We start from the raw sequence: 17,094 nt of genomic DNA on the forward strand, positions 1-17,094 counted from the left end.
CACGCGGGCATTGCCGACCATGGTATGACACCATACTCAAAAAAAACTACTCCACCACAATATTGCCGATTACTCCTCTATAGTAAATATTCGGATTATACATAGATTCGCTATAGACGGCAGGAGTTGCAAATATTCCTTTATTGATAGCTTTTATTTTATATTGATATTTTATTTCGTAATTTGGAATAGTGCCGAATAGAATTACTCTATCTTCGCGACGCTCGATATTGATAGGTTGCCATATAAGCGTTTTGTTGTCATCTCGTAATATATTTATAGTATTATTTGCCGGTAATAATTCAAAACCGGCAGGCAGTAAGTCTAACACCACAATATTATTAAGTATATCCTTATTACCTGACCTTAATGTTAGAGAAACAGTAACATTATCGCCTAATTTTACTTTATTAACTTCTTTATTATTTTCATCCAAATATTTTCTTGTTATCTCAATTCCTTTATTGATCTCTTTATTATCGTTTAACGACTTATCAAAACCTGAAGTTAAGAGCTGATAAAAGAATCCCTTCGTCGATGAAATTAATTCTAAATTTTGAGTATCGCTTGCCGCAAAGTCTACAGTCATTATTTTATTGCCTTGCATTGAAAGCTCTTGCTGTTCTTTATCATGACTATAGGCTTTAACCTTAATACTACTTTCTTCTACATTATTTATATTATCGGCATAAGCAATGCTTGCCATAATTGCGTAACTTGCCGCTAAACTATTATAATTATCATTCGATAAGTTAGCAATTTCCTGAACGATTAATTTGTCGATAGTCTTCAATCTTTCCGGAAAATGCCGTGATATTATATATAGATACTGACTATATTTTATCAAAGCATTATAATATTGATAGTTTGAAAGCGAGGACGGGTTAATAGGTTTATTTAAAGTAAAACTGTCAAGGAGACTATTAGCTTCCTCATTCATTTGTAACATTTTATAGCTAGCTGCTAAATACACCGAAGTGAGATCATCCCGCCAAATATCTTTCTGAGAAGTTTCTAAGTAATTTAAAACATTAGCAATATAATTAGTAGTGATCTCATTATTTTTGGTAAGTATATAAATAGCATAGGCTTTTTCTCGTGCGGCATTTAAAGAATTAATTGACCTATTTGCCGTATTTTTAAGGTAATTTATGCCGGACGTAAAAGTATCGCTCGGTACGGGCAAGTATTTTGCCGAGCTTTCCGTTAAAAAATGCATAGCGTAAACGGAAATAAAATCGTCAGAGATACTAGCGCTTGAAGTACTAGCTGCATTACCCCACATATTAAATCCACCGTCATAATTTTGTCTTTCGCTGAGAGTTTGAAACGCCTTATATAATGATTCATCAATTTTTTTCCGCTCAAGCTCAAGAGTTTTTATTAATTCTTGTTCGTTATATAATATGACATTAGCAAAATTTTTGCTTATTAATTGCTCGGTAGAAGCAAACGGATAATTATCAAGATAACTTTTAAAGCCCCTAGTAATAGCTAGCGGTGATTTAGCAACCGATAGCTGAAGTTTGGCAAATTCTGTATATAAGTCTCTAGAGGTTTTTAGGGTAATTTTATCAAGCGGCGCATATCCCGTATCGATAGTAGTAATGTTCGGTAGAGGAGGGCGGACGCTAGCGGTAGAAGTCATTACCGATTTCGTATTATTCAAAGAGGCGGTTACTTTAAAATTTGCCGAACCGAGGCGTGAAGTAGCTTTTAATTTAACGTTAATACTAGTTTCTTTATTTTCACTTATTTTTATCTCACGAGGATAGTCTAGTATTTGAAGCCCTTCGCTTGTTTCAATATTTATCGAAACTTTAGCATTTCCTGAACCCTTCACGTTATTTGCGATTGTTACGGGAGTTATAAATTCGTCAGTCGGTGCAACGAATAAAGGTAAATTCGGGCTAATCACGAAATCTGATTGAACGTAAAGCTTAGCATCGGTGCTACCTACCGAATCAAGAGTTGTCGAAACGGCCATAACTCTTAAAGTGCCGTTAAAATAATCGGGAATATCGAACGTAACTTCTTTTTTATCTAACGTTGAGTCGATAATTCCTGACCAAAAGGCAACGGGAGGCTGATCTGATCTTTTAAACGGATTTAAGTTTTTGTTTAAATCTATAAAATTACCGCCTCCGGGGGCTGCCGTAAAGCTTTTCATCATAATAGAATTTTCCGGTAATATTAAATCCATAATATGCGAAGTTTTGACCTCTAACGCTTTATCTTTAATAAAATAATTAAGCGGGTCGGGCGTTTTATAATTGCTAAAAGATAAGATACCTTCATCAACGGCAAATATTATAATTTTGCCGGGTTTAGAGGTGCGATATTCTACTGTCAATTTCTCACCTGATTTTATTTTGTCAGGTACGGTTAATTCAATTTTTTGCTCATGCTTATAGATATTGGCAGTAAAGGGCAAACTTGCATAGCTGAAAGGAGAAACAAAAATTTCTTTAGAGTCTAGCTCTCTTATAAATTGTACATTAATAAATCCTTTGCCTGCAAAATCTTCGGGAATTTTAATTTCTTGAATACTGCTAGTTTTACCTGCTTTAAACCGGGTGAAATTATGGACTTTATCGGTTTCGATAGTAATTAAGCCGTAGCCCGTATAAGGAGCTATAATATTTAAAAGAATTTTTTCACCGGATTTATAGTCACTTTTATTTAGTTTTAAAGTAAGGTTAGCGTTCTCGGTTAAATTTGCGGTAACATTCCCTTCGCCGAGTATTGAAAATTCCACCTGAGAAAAAATAGTATTATTTTTATCCGTTAAATAAATAACATAGTCCCCCGGCTCTTTAGTAGGCAGGTTATAAATATAGCCGGACTTTTTTGTTATATTAATCTCGGTTGAGGATAAAGGAGCTTCGACCGGTGTCGATTGATAAGAATAACTACCGTCACCGCTTGCAACTAAGCTATTTACATAATTAATTTTCTTCAAGATAAGCTGCAATTTTGTAGCATCTATTTTGTTACCATAGCTATCTATTGCTATAAATTCGAGCTTAGCCTTCGATTGTTGTTTGATATGTTTTAAATCATTATCGGTTTTAAAGCCGATAATATAAGGTAAGGGGGAGACGATAATTGACTTATTAGCGTTAACGCTTCTTCCTGAATCAGGTTCAAATCCTTCGGCTGAAAAAGTGAGGTTGTAAGTAGCTCCATTATATTTTGCCAGATTTAAATCAAATATTCCGACGCCCTTATCATCGGTTGTAACATCACCAAGCCGATCATTAAAGCTTTCTTTGTTTTCTTTGCCGCTATAAAATATATAATCCTTAAAAGCAGCTACCGAAAATTTGGCAGGTTTAACATTAATATAAGAAGTAATTTTTCTATTTAAAGCCGGTGTGCCGTATAGATTACTTAAGCTAACCGTAGCTTTTAGATTTTTCGGTGCAATCCATAATTTATTTTTAACATCATCAAAATCTATGTTTATTTTCATTCTATCGGGTAGGAAATCCTCTACTCTTACGGATAAATTATTAAGGTAATTAGTTGCGTCTTTATCTTTAACTAAATATAAATCTATGTTATATGAACCGGTAAAAGAGTCTTCGCTAGTTTGGAATAAATACTGTGTAAATCCCTCTTCATTTAACACTATTTTCTTTTTATCTATTATTTTTCCGCGCGGATTGGTAACTTGCAACTCTAGCGGTAAGCCGTTAAACTTGCTTTGCCAGTTACTTTGTTTCACTAATATCCCTATATTGCCGCGTTCTCCTGGTTTATAAATTCCGCGATCGGAAAATAAATAAGCTTTCAGCCCTTCAGGTGAGCTTTGCGCTCCCGATACATCAAAGCGTGAATAATTAACTTCCCGATCAATTCGCCCATACGGCATAAAAGAAAAATCATCACCGCCCGTTAGCACGTAAGCAATAGGTTTCTTTTCTCTAGTGAAATCCCGAATGCCGGCACGAATGGCGGGCAAAGTCGTATGACCGTCACCGTCCGTTATACCGCTTGCTATTATCTCACCGTTAAGACCTATAATATCCGCCTTAACGCCTTGTGCCGGCTTACCTGTGCTGATAGAGGAAACAAATATATGCTGCAAACCGTCTTTATCGGTTTTAACTATAAATCCAAGATCGGTTACCAAAATTAATCTTTTATCTTCTGCTACCTTGTTACCTCTTTCATCTTTATAAGAAACTTTTGTTAGGAATAAACCTTTGCTATAAGAATCTGAAGAGCCAAGTTTTAAATATTTACCGAAATCTAGCGTAGAATAACTAGGTAAGTCGGTATTTTTAGAGTCTATAGCTATATCTTCTTCAAATACTTCAGAAATATTATATTCGTTGAAAGAATATTCATTGATAAATGTCGGATTTTGGAAGCTATTATATCTACTAGTTTGACTGATTAAGTGGTTAATATCAGCTTGGTTAATTTTATCGATTTCTACGTGTAATTTATCTATACCGACGGAGTAAACTGAAAGTTTCTTCTCACCTGAAAGCGATAATATTGAGCCGTTAGACATTAATTTAACTTCTTTAAGCTCGTTAGGTACTTGCAGTATTTGGCTGTAATCATTTCCTAAAACTAAATTTCCTTTAGCTTCCATGCCTTGCTTTATTTTAAGTAACAAATACCTAGAGGGAATAGTATTAATTTTAAAGCTGTGTATTAGACCTGTTGCATAACTTGCTTCTAAAGGTAATTTGTACGTCAAGCCGGTACTCGCATCCTCACGTACGTTAGAGTACGCTGCGGTGCTGCGTTCCGTGTTTCCTTCAAATTCCTCTTTATTAGCTACGTTATGCAAGCGGTCTAATGTGTTATTTTTTGAAGCAGTGGGCAAAAGTTCAAAATTTACTTTTTCGGCTTTCTTCAGTATATCATCGGTAATTTCCTTCGGGCTTTGCCAAGCATAATCCTTTTTCCCTAAGCTTCCTTGAGAAGAAGCCGGTTTGTCTTTCGGTAATAATAATAATTCTAAGTGGTTTTTAACCTCTTCACCTGATATAGGGGCATTAGTCGTAACTATTATTATTTGCTGCGGGATATATTTATTATCTTTAACTATGGTAGCTACTGCTTTTGTAACTTTTAAATATGATGATAGGCTAGGTATTAATACCTGTTGTTTATACGAATATTTTTGAGTATCAACGTTTTTATGAGAAAAATCTTTCTCGCCATATAATAGTTTAACGCCGTCTTCGATGGTGAAAGAAACGATATATTCGCTATCTTCTAAAGACTTTATATTAGTAATAATAGTAGCTTCAGTGTTATTATCATTAAATTTTACCGAAAAAAATAATTTTTCTGTGGTAGTAGATTTAACAAAGCTAAGTCTTTTTTCTAAAGTTTTAGGATCAATAGGATAGTTAAATTCTATTTTTGTTTGGATAAGCTTTTTGTCGTTATCTTGCAGATAATTCATTTCTTTGATAATAGGTAATAAAGGCAGAGTTTTGAAAGTGATATTATTCTGATCTAAATTTATAAATTGTGGGAAAATAGCCTTTTCATTAATAGTGACTTTATAAGTTTGGTCAGCTAAAAAATGCTCTTTCGGGGTAAAAATTATATTATAATTCCGATCAAATCGCCATTCGCCGGCAATTTTAGGTTCAATAGTTACATATTCGTTTATTTTTTGTCCTGCAAGCCCTAAATCCCTATTAGGGGTAGTACACCAGTCTTTAATTCGCGTATCGCACAGATTAATATTTAAAGAATTCTGGCCGGCTAGATTTTCATCAACTAACTTAAAATACAAAGGTATCTTTTCGTTAAGACTTGCAGCAACCGCAGATAGATTTATGAAAGATAAGAAAATAACTAATATAAATCTATAAAAAATATTTTTCATATCTATAATTTTTATTTATAATAACTTTAATTATATATTAAATAAAATTTAGTAAAGCAATGGATATTTTTTTAAAGTATTTTGGCAATCAATTTTATTTAACTTGGTTCTTAATAGGATTTAGTTTTCCTTTATCTATAAGAGTTTGTCACACAAAATGTCGTTATTTACAATAAACTTTGAATATTTATAGTTTTTTCTTAATTGATATTCCATACTTGCTAGCTAATTTAAGTAATTTTTGATCAAAAGTGCAAATAGGAATATTTTCAAGTGTAGCTTCAGCAAGTAAAATGCAATCAACTATATGAATATTATATCTGGTATAATATTCTAAAGCAGTTAAAAAACATTCTTTTTTGCATTTTATTCCTTTATAAGTAAACATTTCGGATAGTGTTAATGATATTTCTTTACGTGGTATTTTATAAAATGAGGATAGTAAATATATTACTTCAGTAAATACAGTCTGTTCTATTATTAAAGTAATATGACCTGTTTTTACTTTATCAAATACTATTTTTGTCTTATCAAACATTTCTTGATTATCTGCCAGAAGATATCGTGCAATAAAATTTGTATCACAGAGATATTTCATAAATATTTCTCATTCTTTTTGAGAGTTTGAGAGATATTTTCATGCCACGCTTTTTCTCTTATTTCATTGAATGAAAGTTTGGAATCTTTTTTATAAGCGGCAAGTGCACCGCCAACATCGGAAATAGGGGATAATATGACTTGATTACTTTCATTAATTTCGATAGAGATAATATTACTATTTAGAACTTCTCTTACTTTCTTTGGTAAAGATACTTGCCCTTGAGAGGTAATAGTAAGTGTATTAATATACATATAAAAATACCATTTAAATTATTATTACATTAAATACTAGCATTGTATTATAATTTATAATACAATTAAATTAAATAATAGTATATATAATATTCAAACATTAACTTTATAAATTACCGTAAACTAAAAAATACATATGACTTTTATTAAAGAATTTGCAAATAGAGGATATTTGCACCAATGCACCGACCTTGAGCGGCTAACCGCTATAACGGCAGAAACAAAAATAGCCGCTTATATCGGCTTTGATTGTACGGCTACGTCGCTACATATCGGTAGTTTAATGCAGATAATGATTTTGCGGCTGCTGCAGCAATGGGGACATAAACCGATCGTGATAATCGGTGGCGGTACTAGTAAAATCGGTGACCCTTCGGGTAAAAATCAAGAACGTAAGGCTCTAACTAAAGAAGATATTGTCAAAAATGCCGAAGGTATTAAAAAATCTTTGTCGAAATTTATTAAGTTCGGTAGCGGTGAAAGCGACGCTATTATGCTAGATAATTCGCAGTGGCTAGATTCTCTTAATTATTTGGATTTTTTAAGAGATTTCGGCGCGTTTTTTTCCGTTAATCGGATGTTAACGATGGATTCGGTAAAGTTACGTTTAGATCGTGAGCAGCATTTAAGTTTTCTAGAATTCAACTATATGTTATTGCAAGCTTATGATTTTTACCATTTAAGCAAAAATTACGATTGCGTATTGCAGTTAGGCGGTAGTGACCAATGGGGTAATATAGTGATGGGTGCCGAGCTTATCAGAAAGCTAACCGGCAGAGAAGTATTCGGGATGACGACGCCGCTACTTACGACTTCTTCAGGGGATAAAATGGGTAAGTCGGTCGGTGGAGCGGTATGGCTTAACGAAGACCTTTTAAGTCCCTACGAATATTATCAATATTGGCGTAATTGTGAAGATGCGGATGTTGTACGATTTGCTCGGCTATATAGTGAGTTATCGAAAAATGCTTTAGCGGAATTTGAAAATTTGGCAGAGTCGGATATTAACGGTGCAAAAAAACAATTAGCTTTTAATTTGACCAAACTTTGTCACGGAGAGGGGGCGGCAAAATCGGCGTTAGAGACGTCAATTAAATTGTTTGAACAAGGAGAAATTGACGAGAATTTACCGACTATTATTATTGAGCAGCAAATATTGCAACTAGGTATTCCGGCATTTGAATTATTTTATAAAGCCGGGCTTAGCTCTTCAAAATCCGAAAGCCGTAAATTAATTAGAGGTAAGGGCAGCAAAGTTAACGATCAAACGGTGCTTGATGAAAATATGTTAATTAACAGTAATTTTTTATTGGATGGACAGGTAATTAAGCTTTCCGTCGGTAAGAAGAAGCACATACTGGTTAAGGCTGAATAAAAACATAACAAGAAACCGTTATTGCGAGGAGGCACTAGCGTTGTTGCCTGGCTCGAAAAATAATAAAAATCCGTCATGGCGAAGCCACGAAGTAGCTGTGGCAACCCAGAAAAACATAGTCATCCTGAATTTATTTCAGGATCTACTAAAAAAAGATGCTGAAACAAGTTCAGCATGACAAGGACTAGATTGCCACGTCGGGACTTCGTCCCTCCTCGCAATGACGTTTAGGGTATCCACGCGGGCATTGCCTCCTCGCAATGACGGACTTTAATTTCACTTAGGTATATTATGAGTAAAATTAGGCTTGATGAATATTTATTAAAGTCGGGTCTCGTTGAAAACATTAATTTAGCGCAAAGCCTGATCATACAAGGGAAGGTACATAACGAATTTACGCAATTAACTAAACCGGGCATGCAAGTTGCTGTTAATAGTACTAATATTACCGTGAAACAGCCGCAGCATAATTATGTATCACGAGGAGCTTTAAAACTAATTGCCGCTTTAGATCATTTTAAAGTTAATCCGCAAAATTTGGTTTGTCTAGATATCGGCAGCAGTACCGGTGGTTTTACCGAAATATTACTTGAGAGAAAAGCGAAATTAATTTTTGCCGTAGATGTCGGTTACGGAGAATTACATCATAGATTACGAGATAATCCAAGTATAATAGTGTTAGAGCGAACTAATGCACGTTATTTAACCGATAAACAGATTACTACCCCGCCTGATTTAATCGTTTGTGATGCTAGTTTTATTAGTTTAACAACGATATTGCCGGCTTCTTTAACTCTGGCTAAACAAGATTGTGAGCTTGTGGCTTTAATAAAGCCCCAATTTGAAGTTGAAAAGCATGAAGTAGAAAAAGGCGGGATTATTAAAAACTCTCTTTTGCATCAAAAAGTATGCGATAAAATTAGTTCATGGCTTGAGCGCGAGCATAATTTTAAAATATTCGGTATAATAGCCAGTCCTATTTTAGGGGCAAAAGGTAATAAAGAATTTTTAATCTACGGGAGACGAAAAATTTCATAATTTTGAATTAAATATTGCTAATATATTCTAACTGGTGTATCTTGCTTATAATACGATATATGGGTGGGAAATTAGGTGGGTTAACCCACCTTTTTTGTTGGTGGTATACTTAAAGTATACCATGAAAATTGTCATCTAGTTGCTTGTACCTGCATTGTTGCATGGCTTGATAAAAGCGGTAGTATGTCATTCCCGCGTAGGCGGGAATGACATCGAGAGCGTTTTTACGCTTCACACAACAAGGCTTGGTTGACCACGATACTGGAACACTTTGGGGTACAGCGTCATCGCGATCGCTTGATACAAGTAAATTTTTCGGCATTCGCCTGTACTCACGTACTCCAGTACGCTGCGCAGGCCCTTCCTCAAATTCATCTTGTCGGAAGCTTTCTGAATTTAGCTGTAACCAATAATAAGTAAAATTTAAAAATGCAATCCATTGAACAAGAAATAATAAGCTTGATAGAAGAAACCCTAACAACTATGGGGTTTGAGCCGGTGGTTGTACGTTTGCGAGGATTAAATTATAAAACACTTGAAATATTAATTGATAGGTTAGACGGCGAAAAAGTAACGATAGAAGATTGCCGAAAAGTTAGCCAAAATATTTCCGCTATTCTTGATGTAGAAGATATTATTGATGACGCATATAATTTAGAAGTGTCATCAAGCGGTGTGGAACGCCCATTAGTGAAATTTGAAGATTATAATAGATTTAGCGGTAGAGAAGTTAATATAAAACTTAAAGCATTATTAAACGGTAAAACTCGTTATCAAGGTAAGATAATTAAAGCCGAAGATGATAAAGTTTACGTAAATCTTAAAGGAGAAGAGTTAGTAATTGATTTTAACTTAATTAAAAATGCTTCTTTAGTTTTAACTGATGAAATGTTTAAGGAATTACTAGGCAAAAAATAGCGTAAAAACTTTATTTGCATTAAAAATATACTAAATTTATGGTAAAAATTTATGTCTAACATAGGTAATGTAGAAATTTTACAAATTATAGATTCCGTAGCTCGTGAAAAGGGTATATCAAAAGAAAATTTAATTTCGGCAGTTGAGCAAGCAGTCCAGGTTGCGGGACGAAAAAAATACGGTAACGAATATAATATTAAAGCGCAAATTAATAAGAAGACAGGTGAAATAAATCTTTTAAGAGTTCTTGAAATAGTAGAAAAGGTAGAAGATTATTTAACTCAGATTTCTCTGAAGGATGCCCTTGAAAAAACAGCGGATGCTAAAATCGGTGATGAGATATATGAATACTTACCGCCGATCGATCATGCAAGGGTGGCGGCGCAAGCTGCAAAGCAAGTAATAACCCAACGTATGGTAGAAGCAGAAAGAGAAAAACAATATTATGATTTCAAAGATAGAAAAGGTGAAATTATAAACGGTATAATTAAAAGAATAGAATATGGTGATGTATTTGTTGATTTGGGGCGTACCGAAGCAATCCTTAAAAGAGAGCAATTAATTAGAGGAGAAAGCTTTAAAATTAATGATCGTGTTAAAGCTTATGTACAAGATGTAAGATTAGAAGCTAAAGGACCGCAAATTTTCTTATCTAGAACCGATAATCAAATGTTAATTAAACTATTTGAATTAGAAGTACCGGAAATTTATGATAATATTATCGAAATAAAAGCAGTAGCACGTGATCCGGGTTCAAAAGCTAAAATAGCGGTATTTGCTTCGGATACCAGTGTTGACCCCGTAGGGTCATGTGTCGGTATTAGAGGTAATAGAGTTCGGGCGGTGACAAATGAGCTAAACGGTGAGAAGATAGATATAGTATTATGGACTAATAACGTTGCTCAATTCGTAATTAATGCTTTGGCACCGGCAGAAATTACCAAAATTTTAATTGATGAAGATAAGAGAAAGGTGGAAGTTGTAGTATCTCAGGAAAATCAAAGTATAGCTATCGGCAGGCGAGGGCAGAATGTGCGCTTAGCCTCAAAGCTAACGGGCTGGAATATCGATATAATGACGGAAGAGCAAGAATCAAAAAGAAGAAATGATGAATTTGTAACTTCAACAGAATTATTTATGGAAGCTTTAGATGTTGAAGAAGTTATAGCTCAACTTTTATCGGTTACGGGATTTACTTCCGTCGAGCAAATAGCAAATAGTGAAATTAATTCGCTAACGGCGATCGAAGGTTTTGAAGAAGAGCTTGCTATAGAGATCAAAAAAAGAGCGGTTGATTACGTTGATATTAAAAACGAAGAAATTGTTAAAAAGCTTGAAGAGCTTGGAGTTGAACAAGAATTAATAGATATATTAGAACTTCAACCTGATGCTATATTAAAATTTGCCGAGTACGGCATAAAAACAATAGAAGATTTGGGAGAAGTGAATTTAACCGAATTTAAAACTTTAGCTCCGAATTCTAATATGACGGATGAAAACATTAAATTGTTAATTAAAACCGCCCGTCAACACGGAGAATTTAAAGAGAGTCAAGAAAAGGATAATATAGTTAGTTGAATATGTCATTCTTGTGAAAACGGGGCGTTGTTGTATGGCTCAAATTTTCGGTGTCATTCTAGCTAAAGGAGGGAATCCAGCTTTACTTATGTCATGCTGAACTTGTTTCAGCATCTCATTAATAGATACTGAAATAAATTCAGGATGACTATAATTTTTCTGGATTCCCTTCTTTAGCTAGAATGGCATACGGCACTTTTTTAGAGCCATGCAACAACGCCCGAAGGCGGGAATCTAGTCTTGTCATGCTGAACTTGTTTCAGCATCTCATTAATAGATCCTGAAATAAATTCAGGATGACTATAATTTTTCTAGATTCCCGCCTTTAGCTAGAATGACATTATACAACAACGTCTGAAAACGGGAATGACAAATTAACACTTTTTTCGATCCATGCAACAACGCTGGCTTGACTGAATTGACTATAATAATTTAATAATTGCTAATTATAGGCGGTAAAGTTATACTACTCGTATTTCGAGAAACTTTATACTAAATATAATATTGCTACGGAAAGGTTTAACATTTATGACGAATAACCAGGAAATCAAACCCAAAAAGTTGACGCTTGGCAATTCAAAACTATCGCTTAATAAACCTATTGAGTCTCTTAGTGGGCCTCAAAGCTTTGTTAATTCTAAATCTAGAACATTAGTTGAAGTTAGAAAAAGTACCGTAACCTGCGGTACACTTTCTTTAGGTAAAGAAAAAAATAACTCAAATCAAAATTTAGAATCGACTAATGAAGAGTTTAATAGGCGTTTATCTATTCTTAAAAAAGCTGCAGAGCAGGCAAGGTCTAACGAAAATGCGCCTATAAGCACTTTAAGCAGACTTGCTAGTATGAATCAAGCGACCATTCAAAAAGAAGAATCTCCGGAAGATTTACCGCCTGAAAATGATACCGAACCGGTAAGGTTTGAAGAGACGCAAGAAGATGCTACTACGACTAATGCAGACTTACAAAAACCTGAAAAGAAAGTAGAAGCTTTTGTAAAATCTCCTTTGATCGGCGTTCGTAGTCGTTTTGGCATTGAATCGGAAAGTGATATAGGAAGAGAGAAGTTAACGGAAGGAAAAATAGTTGCGCCGAAAATCAAAATTGAAGAACCAAAGAAATTAAAAAAGACCGACATCTTTAATATGCTCGGTGAAGACGGCGGTGATTTGGGGGGCAAAACTAGAAGCCTTGCATCAATAAAAAGAGCTAGAGACAAAGAGAAACGAAAAGCGCAGCAGCAGCAACCGGAAAAAATATATAGAGAAGTTACGATCCCTGAAGTTATAAGTATTAGCGATTTAGCAAGCGGTATGTCGGAGCGGGCTGTTGATGTTATAAAAGAACTAATGAAATTAGGGATTTTGGCAAATACCAGCCAAATGATCGATGCAGATACGGCGGAATTAGTCGCTACAAATTTAGGTCATACGGTAAAAAGAGTTCAAGAATCGGATATTGAAAATATTTTAATTAATAAAAATGAAAAAGATGAAGATTTAAAGCCGCGCGCTCCTATTGTGACTGTTATGGGTCACGTAGATCACGGAAAAACTTCATTACTCGATGCTTTAAAATCTACCGATATTGCGGCACAGGAAACCGGCGGAATTACTCAGCATATCGGTGCTTATAGAGTTACTTTGGAGGGCGGTAAAGCCATTACTTTTATTGATACCCCCGGACATGAAGCTTTTTCGGAAATGCGCGGTCGAGGAGCGCAAGTAACGGATATAGTAATAATAGTAGTTGCCGCAGACGATGGAATTAAAACTCAGACCATCGAAGCAATTAATCATGCCAAAGCTGCTCATGTTCCTATAATTGTTGCCATTAATAAAATTGATAAGCCCGATATCGATATTGAGAAGGTTAAAAATGAGCTTTTTGTTCATGAAATTATAAGTGATGAGACTGGCGGGGATGTTATGGTTATACCGGTTTCTGCTTTGAAAAAAATAAATTTAGATAAATTAGAAGAGGCAATTTTACTAGTTGCCGAAATGCAAGATCTTAAAGCAAATCCGGTCGGTGCCGCAGCCGGAGTCGTGATCGAATCAAGAGTTGAAAAGGGAAAAGGCATAGTTGCAACTATATTAGTACAACAAGGTAACTTAAAAAACGGTGATATAATAATTGCCGGTACTTCTTACGGTAAAGTTAAACGAATGAATAACGATAAAGGATTAGAAATACATTCAGCATTACCGTCTGTACCGGTTGAAGTTTACGGCTTAAATGAAGTTCCGCATGCGGGTGATAAATTTAACGTAGTTCAAAATGAGAAACAAGCAAAAGATATCGTAGAATATCGCACACGTATCGTAAAAGAGCGTAAAATCTCTATTGCTCCGCGATCAAGCTTGGAGGAGTTATTCCTTAAAGCTGCCGGCACGGGTAAAATAAAAGAATTGCCGGTAATTATTAAAGGGGATGTTCACGGTTCAGTTGAAGCTATTAGCGGTAGCTTGTTAAAATTACCGAATGATGAAGTGAAACTTCGAGTTCTGCATAGCGGGGTAGGACCGATAACGGAATCCGACATAACATTAGCGCAAGCTTCCAAGGCTATTGTGCTTGGCTTTAACGTTAGAGCCGGTAATAATGCTACGGCAATGGCGGAAAAAGAAAAGGTGGAAATTAGGTACTATAGTATAATATACGATTTATTAGATGACATAAAAGCGATAATGAGCGGTATGCTTGATCCCATTATTCGAGAGCAATATATCGGTTCGGTAGAAATTAGACAAGTATTTAACGTTTCAAAAGTCGGAAAAATAGCCGGCTCTTATGTAACGAAAGGAGTTATAAAGAAAGGTGCCGGCGTGCGCTTATTGCGTGATAATGTGGTAATTCACGAAGGCAAGCTTAAAACTCTAAAACGTTTTAAAGAAGAAGTTAAAGAAGTTAGAGAAAATTTTGAATGCGGTATAGCTTTTGAACATTACGAAGATATAAAAGAAGGCGACGTAGTTGAAGTTTTCGAGCTTATTGAAGAGAAAAAACAGTTATAAGTCGGTATTAATGTCTTTATGATAGTTGCCCGGCGTTGTTGCATGGCTCAAATTTTCGATGTCATCCCCGTGAAAACGGGAATCCGGCCTTACTTATGTCATGCTGAACTTGTTTCAGCATCTCATTAATAGATCCTGAAATAAATTCAGGATGACTATAATTGTGAAAACGGGAATCCGGCCTTACTTATGTCATGTTGAACTTGTTTCAGCATCTCATTAATAGATCCTGAAATAAATTCAGGATGACTATAATTTTTCTGGATTCCCGCCTTTAGCTAGAATGACATTGAAAATTCGAGCCATATGACAACGCTTCCAGTCGCTTGCAATGACGTTTAACGATCCACGCGGGCATTGCCTCGCGGGAATGACATCCAGAGGTAGCTCATTTCTGAAAAAAGAAAATAAATACAAAAATGAATAATTCTTTTTTTAATTTTCCGGCAATTATAGATTTTGAGTTAAGTAATTATTTACTTAATCTAATCGCTCTTTTATTGGTTATTATCTCCATAAAACTTGTTATTGCTAAAAATTTATTAGAAACGGTAATTGCTATGTCGGTATTTAGTTTACTTATTAGCTTATCTTATCTTCTTATGGACGGACCGGATGTTGCCATGACCGAAACGGCACTAGGAGCCTGTCTATCGACTTGCGTATATTTAAGTCTGTTAAAGAAATTACCGCTAGAGCTAAAAGATAATATCAAAAAAATAAAAATTGCTTCGGCAAAAATTATTCCGGCAGCTATTATATGCTTAGCTTTTATAATAACAATGCTTTATGTAGGGCTTGAATTACCGCATTACGGCGACATTAATGCACCTCTACACACGCATTTAAGTAAATATTATATTGAAAATACTAGTAATGATATCGGTATAGACTCATTTGTTGCAGCGCTGCTTGCAAGCTATAGGGGGTTTGATACTCTTGGAGAAACTAGCGTAATTTTAATTGCCGGAATTTCGGTATTATTATTACTATCAAGGAAAAATAAAAATGCTTAAAAATTATCCGATTATTAGTAACGTTACGCTTTTTGCATTGCCCTATATATTTTTATACAGTTTATATATTCAAATTAACGGTGAGATCTCACCTGGGGGCGGGTTTCAAGCGGGTGTTATATTTGCATCAAGCCTTATCGGCTTTGATTTAGTTTACGGTGATAGTAAAAAACAATATTTCTCTACCGATTCTTTGCTTTTTATTGCGACTTTAGGGGTAATAATATATGCTTCCGTCGGCGTGATATCCTTATTGTTTAACGATAACTATTTAAATTATTATTCTCTGGCAAATTTTACAATCGATAAATTATCGACCCAGCATGCCGGAATATTTATAATTGAAATAGGTATCGGTCTTAGCGTTGCGGCAATTATGTATTTGATTTATATGTTAATTACGTATGAGAGCTAACCGAGGAGACATTGCTTGTGTGGATACCTCAACGTCATTGCGAGCGACTGGAGCTCTTGTTGCATGGTTTGATAAAAGCGGCAGTATGTCATTCTAGCTAAAGGCGGGAATCTAGAAAAATTATAGTCATCCTGAATTTATTTCAGGATCTATTAATGAGATGCTGAAACAAGTTCAGCATGACATAAGTAAGGCTGGATTCCCGCCTTTAGCTAGAATGACATCGAAAATTCGAGCCATGCAACAACGCCCCGTTTTCATGGGAATGACATAAAACACGCTTAACCTATCTACACAACAGCTAACTAAATATTAAAATTGATCATGAAAAACTTGTTTTTATTGATTAAGTGGGAATTATTAGTGCAAAATCGTATTAATAATATTACTAAATATCTTGTTATATTTTTTTTATTTTGTACTATTAGCACTAGTTTAATTAATAACCAAGATGATATTAAAAAATTCGGTTTAGTTTTCTCGGTAATTTGTTTATTAATTTCGTTAATCGGTTTTACGCCGCTTTTATTTAAATCTGATTTAGAAGACGGTAGTTTAGAGTTATTGTTATCAAACTTTAATTCGGAAAAGATTATATTGGCTAAATTTTGTGCTATATTGATAAGTAGTTTTATAGGTATAATTTTAGTTATGCCGGTTATTTACGTTTTCTTTAGCCTGCAACTATCGGAAATTATATATTTGTTTATTAGCTTATGCCTTTTATTCATGTTAGCAAGTGCTTTAGTTGTCTTATCAAGTAGTATGCAAAGCTATTTTAGGGCTAATGCTAATTTTCTCGGTATGTTTATTATGCCTTTATTAATACCGAGTGTAATAATGACCGGTTTAATTTTGCAAAATAATAACATACATGATAATTTGGGATTGATTTTTATTATGACCGGCATCAATTTAATATTTTTACCGATTTTATTTTTTTTATCCGTGTATTTAATTAGAAATATTTATAGTATTTAGAGCATATTAAGTTATTTTCTTTGTTTTATTGAAGTGATAG

The 17,094-nt window shown here is 34.5% G+C and carries 11 protein-coding genes and 1 pseudogene; 8 read left to right on the top strand and 4 right to left on the bottom strand.

Annotated elements, in window-relative coordinates:
* Positions 1-46 precede the first annotated feature (46 nt).
* From AAHM91_RS01185 to AAHM91_RS01195, 3 genes are all read right to left on the bottom strand, one after another.
* A complete protein-coding gene (locus AAHM91_RS01185) occupies positions 47-5,866 on the bottom strand; it encodes a palindromic element RPE1 domain-containing protein (protein ID WP_342269599.1) in 5,820 nt (1,939 codons plus the stop codon).
* A gap of 187 nt (positions 5,867-6,053) precedes the next feature.
* On the bottom strand, positions 6,054-6,464 hold the full coding sequence (locus AAHM91_RS01190; RefSeq protein ID WP_342269600.1) for a PIN domain-containing protein: 411 nt from the start codon (positions 6,462-6,464) through the stop codon (positions 6,054-6,056).
* Positions 6,461-6,718 carry an AbrB/MazE/SpoVT family DNA-binding domain-containing protein gene (locus AAHM91_RS01195; RefSeq protein WP_253307494.1) on the bottom strand — a complete coding sequence of 86 codons (258 nt, stop codon included), beginning with the start codon at positions 6,716-6,718 and terminating at the stop codon, positions 6,461-6,463. Before AAHM91_RS01195 ends, AAHM91_RS01190 begins: the two co-directional genes overlap by 4 nt.
* A 136-nt stretch (positions 6,719-6,854) precedes the next feature.
* On the opposite strand from AAHM91_RS01195, the gene tyrS reads away from it, so the two are divergent.
* The 6 genes from tyrS to infB all read left to right on the top strand — a co-directional run bounded on the left by tyrS (position 6,855) and on the right by infB (position 14,642).
* On the top strand, positions 6,855-8,093 hold the full coding sequence (gene tyrS / locus AAHM91_RS01200; RefSeq protein WP_342269601.1) for a tyrosine--tRNA ligase: 1,239 nt from the start codon (positions 6,855-6,857) through the stop codon (positions 8,091-8,093).
* 43 nt (positions 8,094-8,136) lie between these two features.
* Positions 8,137-8,271: a hypothetical protein gene (locus AAHM91_RS01205; protein ID WP_341792812.1), complete on the top strand. Its 135-nt coding sequence runs from the start codon at positions 8,137-8,139 to the stop codon at positions 8,269-8,271.
* Positions 8,272-8,384: 113 nt separating this feature from the next.
* The gene (locus AAHM91_RS01210) at positions 8,385-9,131 is read left to right on the top strand and encodes a TlyA family RNA methyltransferase (protein WP_253307496.1); all 747 of its coding nucleotides are present in this window, start codon (positions 8,385-8,387) and stop codon (positions 9,129-9,131) included.
* A 429-nt stretch (positions 9,132-9,560) separates the two neighbouring features.
* Complete coding sequence (rimP, locus tag AAHM91_RS01220; RefSeq protein WP_342269602.1) at positions 9,561-10,049, top strand: ribosome maturation factor RimP; 489 nt, start codon at positions 9,561-9,563, stop codon at positions 10,047-10,049.
* 51 nt (positions 10,050-10,100) lie between these two features.
* A complete protein-coding gene (gene nusA / locus AAHM91_RS01225; protein ID WP_253307499.1) occupies positions 10,101-11,627 on the top strand; it encodes a transcription termination factor NusA in 1,527 nt (508 codons plus the stop codon).
* Positions 11,628-12,155: 528 nt separating this feature from the next.
* Positions 12,156-14,642 (top strand): translation initiation factor IF-2, encoded by a 2,487-nt coding sequence (gene infB, locus AAHM91_RS01230; protein WP_342269603.1) that lies wholly within the window; start codon positions 12,156-12,158, stop codon positions 14,640-14,642.
* Between the two features lie 249 nt (positions 14,643-14,891).
* On the opposite strand, the gene AAHM91_RS01235 is transcribed toward infB, so the two are convergent.
* On the bottom strand, positions 14,892-15,059 hold the full coding sequence (locus AAHM91_RS01235) for a hypothetical protein (RefSeq protein WP_342269604.1): 168 nt from the start codon (positions 15,057-15,059) through the stop codon (positions 14,892-14,894).
* Positions 15,060-15,061: 2 nt separating this feature from the next.
* Between AAHM91_RS01235 and AAHM91_RS01240 the strand changes: the two are divergent.
* Together AAHM91_RS01240 and AAHM91_RS01245 are read left to right on the top strand one after the other, a co-directional pair.
* Positions 15,062-16,073, top strand: a pseudogene (locus AAHM91_RS01240) (DUF4040 domain-containing protein).
* Between the two features lie 324 nt (positions 16,074-16,397).
* On the top strand, positions 16,398-17,054 hold the full coding sequence (locus tag AAHM91_RS01245) for a heme exporter protein CcmB (RefSeq protein WP_342269605.1): 657 nt from the start codon (positions 16,398-16,400) through the stop codon (positions 17,052-17,054).
* Positions 17,055-17,094 lie beyond the last annotated feature (40 nt).

The sequence above is a fragment of the Rickettsia endosymbiont of Orchestes rusci genome (assembly GCF_964030945.1).
GTDB lineage: Bacteria > Pseudomonadota > Alphaproteobacteria > Rickettsiales > Rickettsiaceae > Rickettsia.

Excerpts from the sequence above, each read along its gene's own strand:
- AAHM91_RS01185 (WP_342269599.1), bottom strand. The coding sequence starts at position 5,866 with ATGAAAAATATTTTTTATAGATTTATATTAGTTATTTTCTTATCTTTC.
- AAHM91_RS01190 (WP_342269600.1), bottom strand. The coding sequence starts at position 6,464 with ATGAAATATCTCTGTGATACAAATTTTATTGCACGATATCTTCTGGCA.
- AAHM91_RS01195 (WP_253307494.1), bottom strand. The coding sequence starts at position 6,718 with ATGTATATTAATACACTTACTATTACCTCTCAAGGGCAAGTATCTTTA.
- tyrS (WP_342269601.1), top strand. The coding sequence starts at position 6,855 with ATGACTTTTATTAAAGAATTTGCAAATAGAGGATATTTGCACCAATGC.
- AAHM91_RS01210 (WP_253307496.1), top strand. The coding sequence starts at position 8,385 with ATGAGTAAAATTAGGCTTGATGAATATTTATTAAAGTCGGGTCTCGTT.
- rimP (WP_342269602.1), top strand. The coding sequence starts at position 9,561 with ATGCAATCCATTGAACAAGAAATAATAAGCTTGATAGAAGAAACCCTA.
- nusA (WP_253307499.1), top strand. The coding sequence starts at position 10,101 with ATGTCTAACATAGGTAATGTAGAAATTTTACAAATTATAGATTCCGTA.
- infB (WP_342269603.1), top strand. The coding sequence starts at position 12,156 with ATGACGAATAACCAGGAAATCAAACCCAAAAAGTTGACGCTTGGCAAT.
- AAHM91_RS01245 (WP_342269605.1), top strand. The coding sequence starts at position 16,398 with ATGAAAAACTTGTTTTTATTGATTAAGTGGGAATTATTAGTGCAAAAT.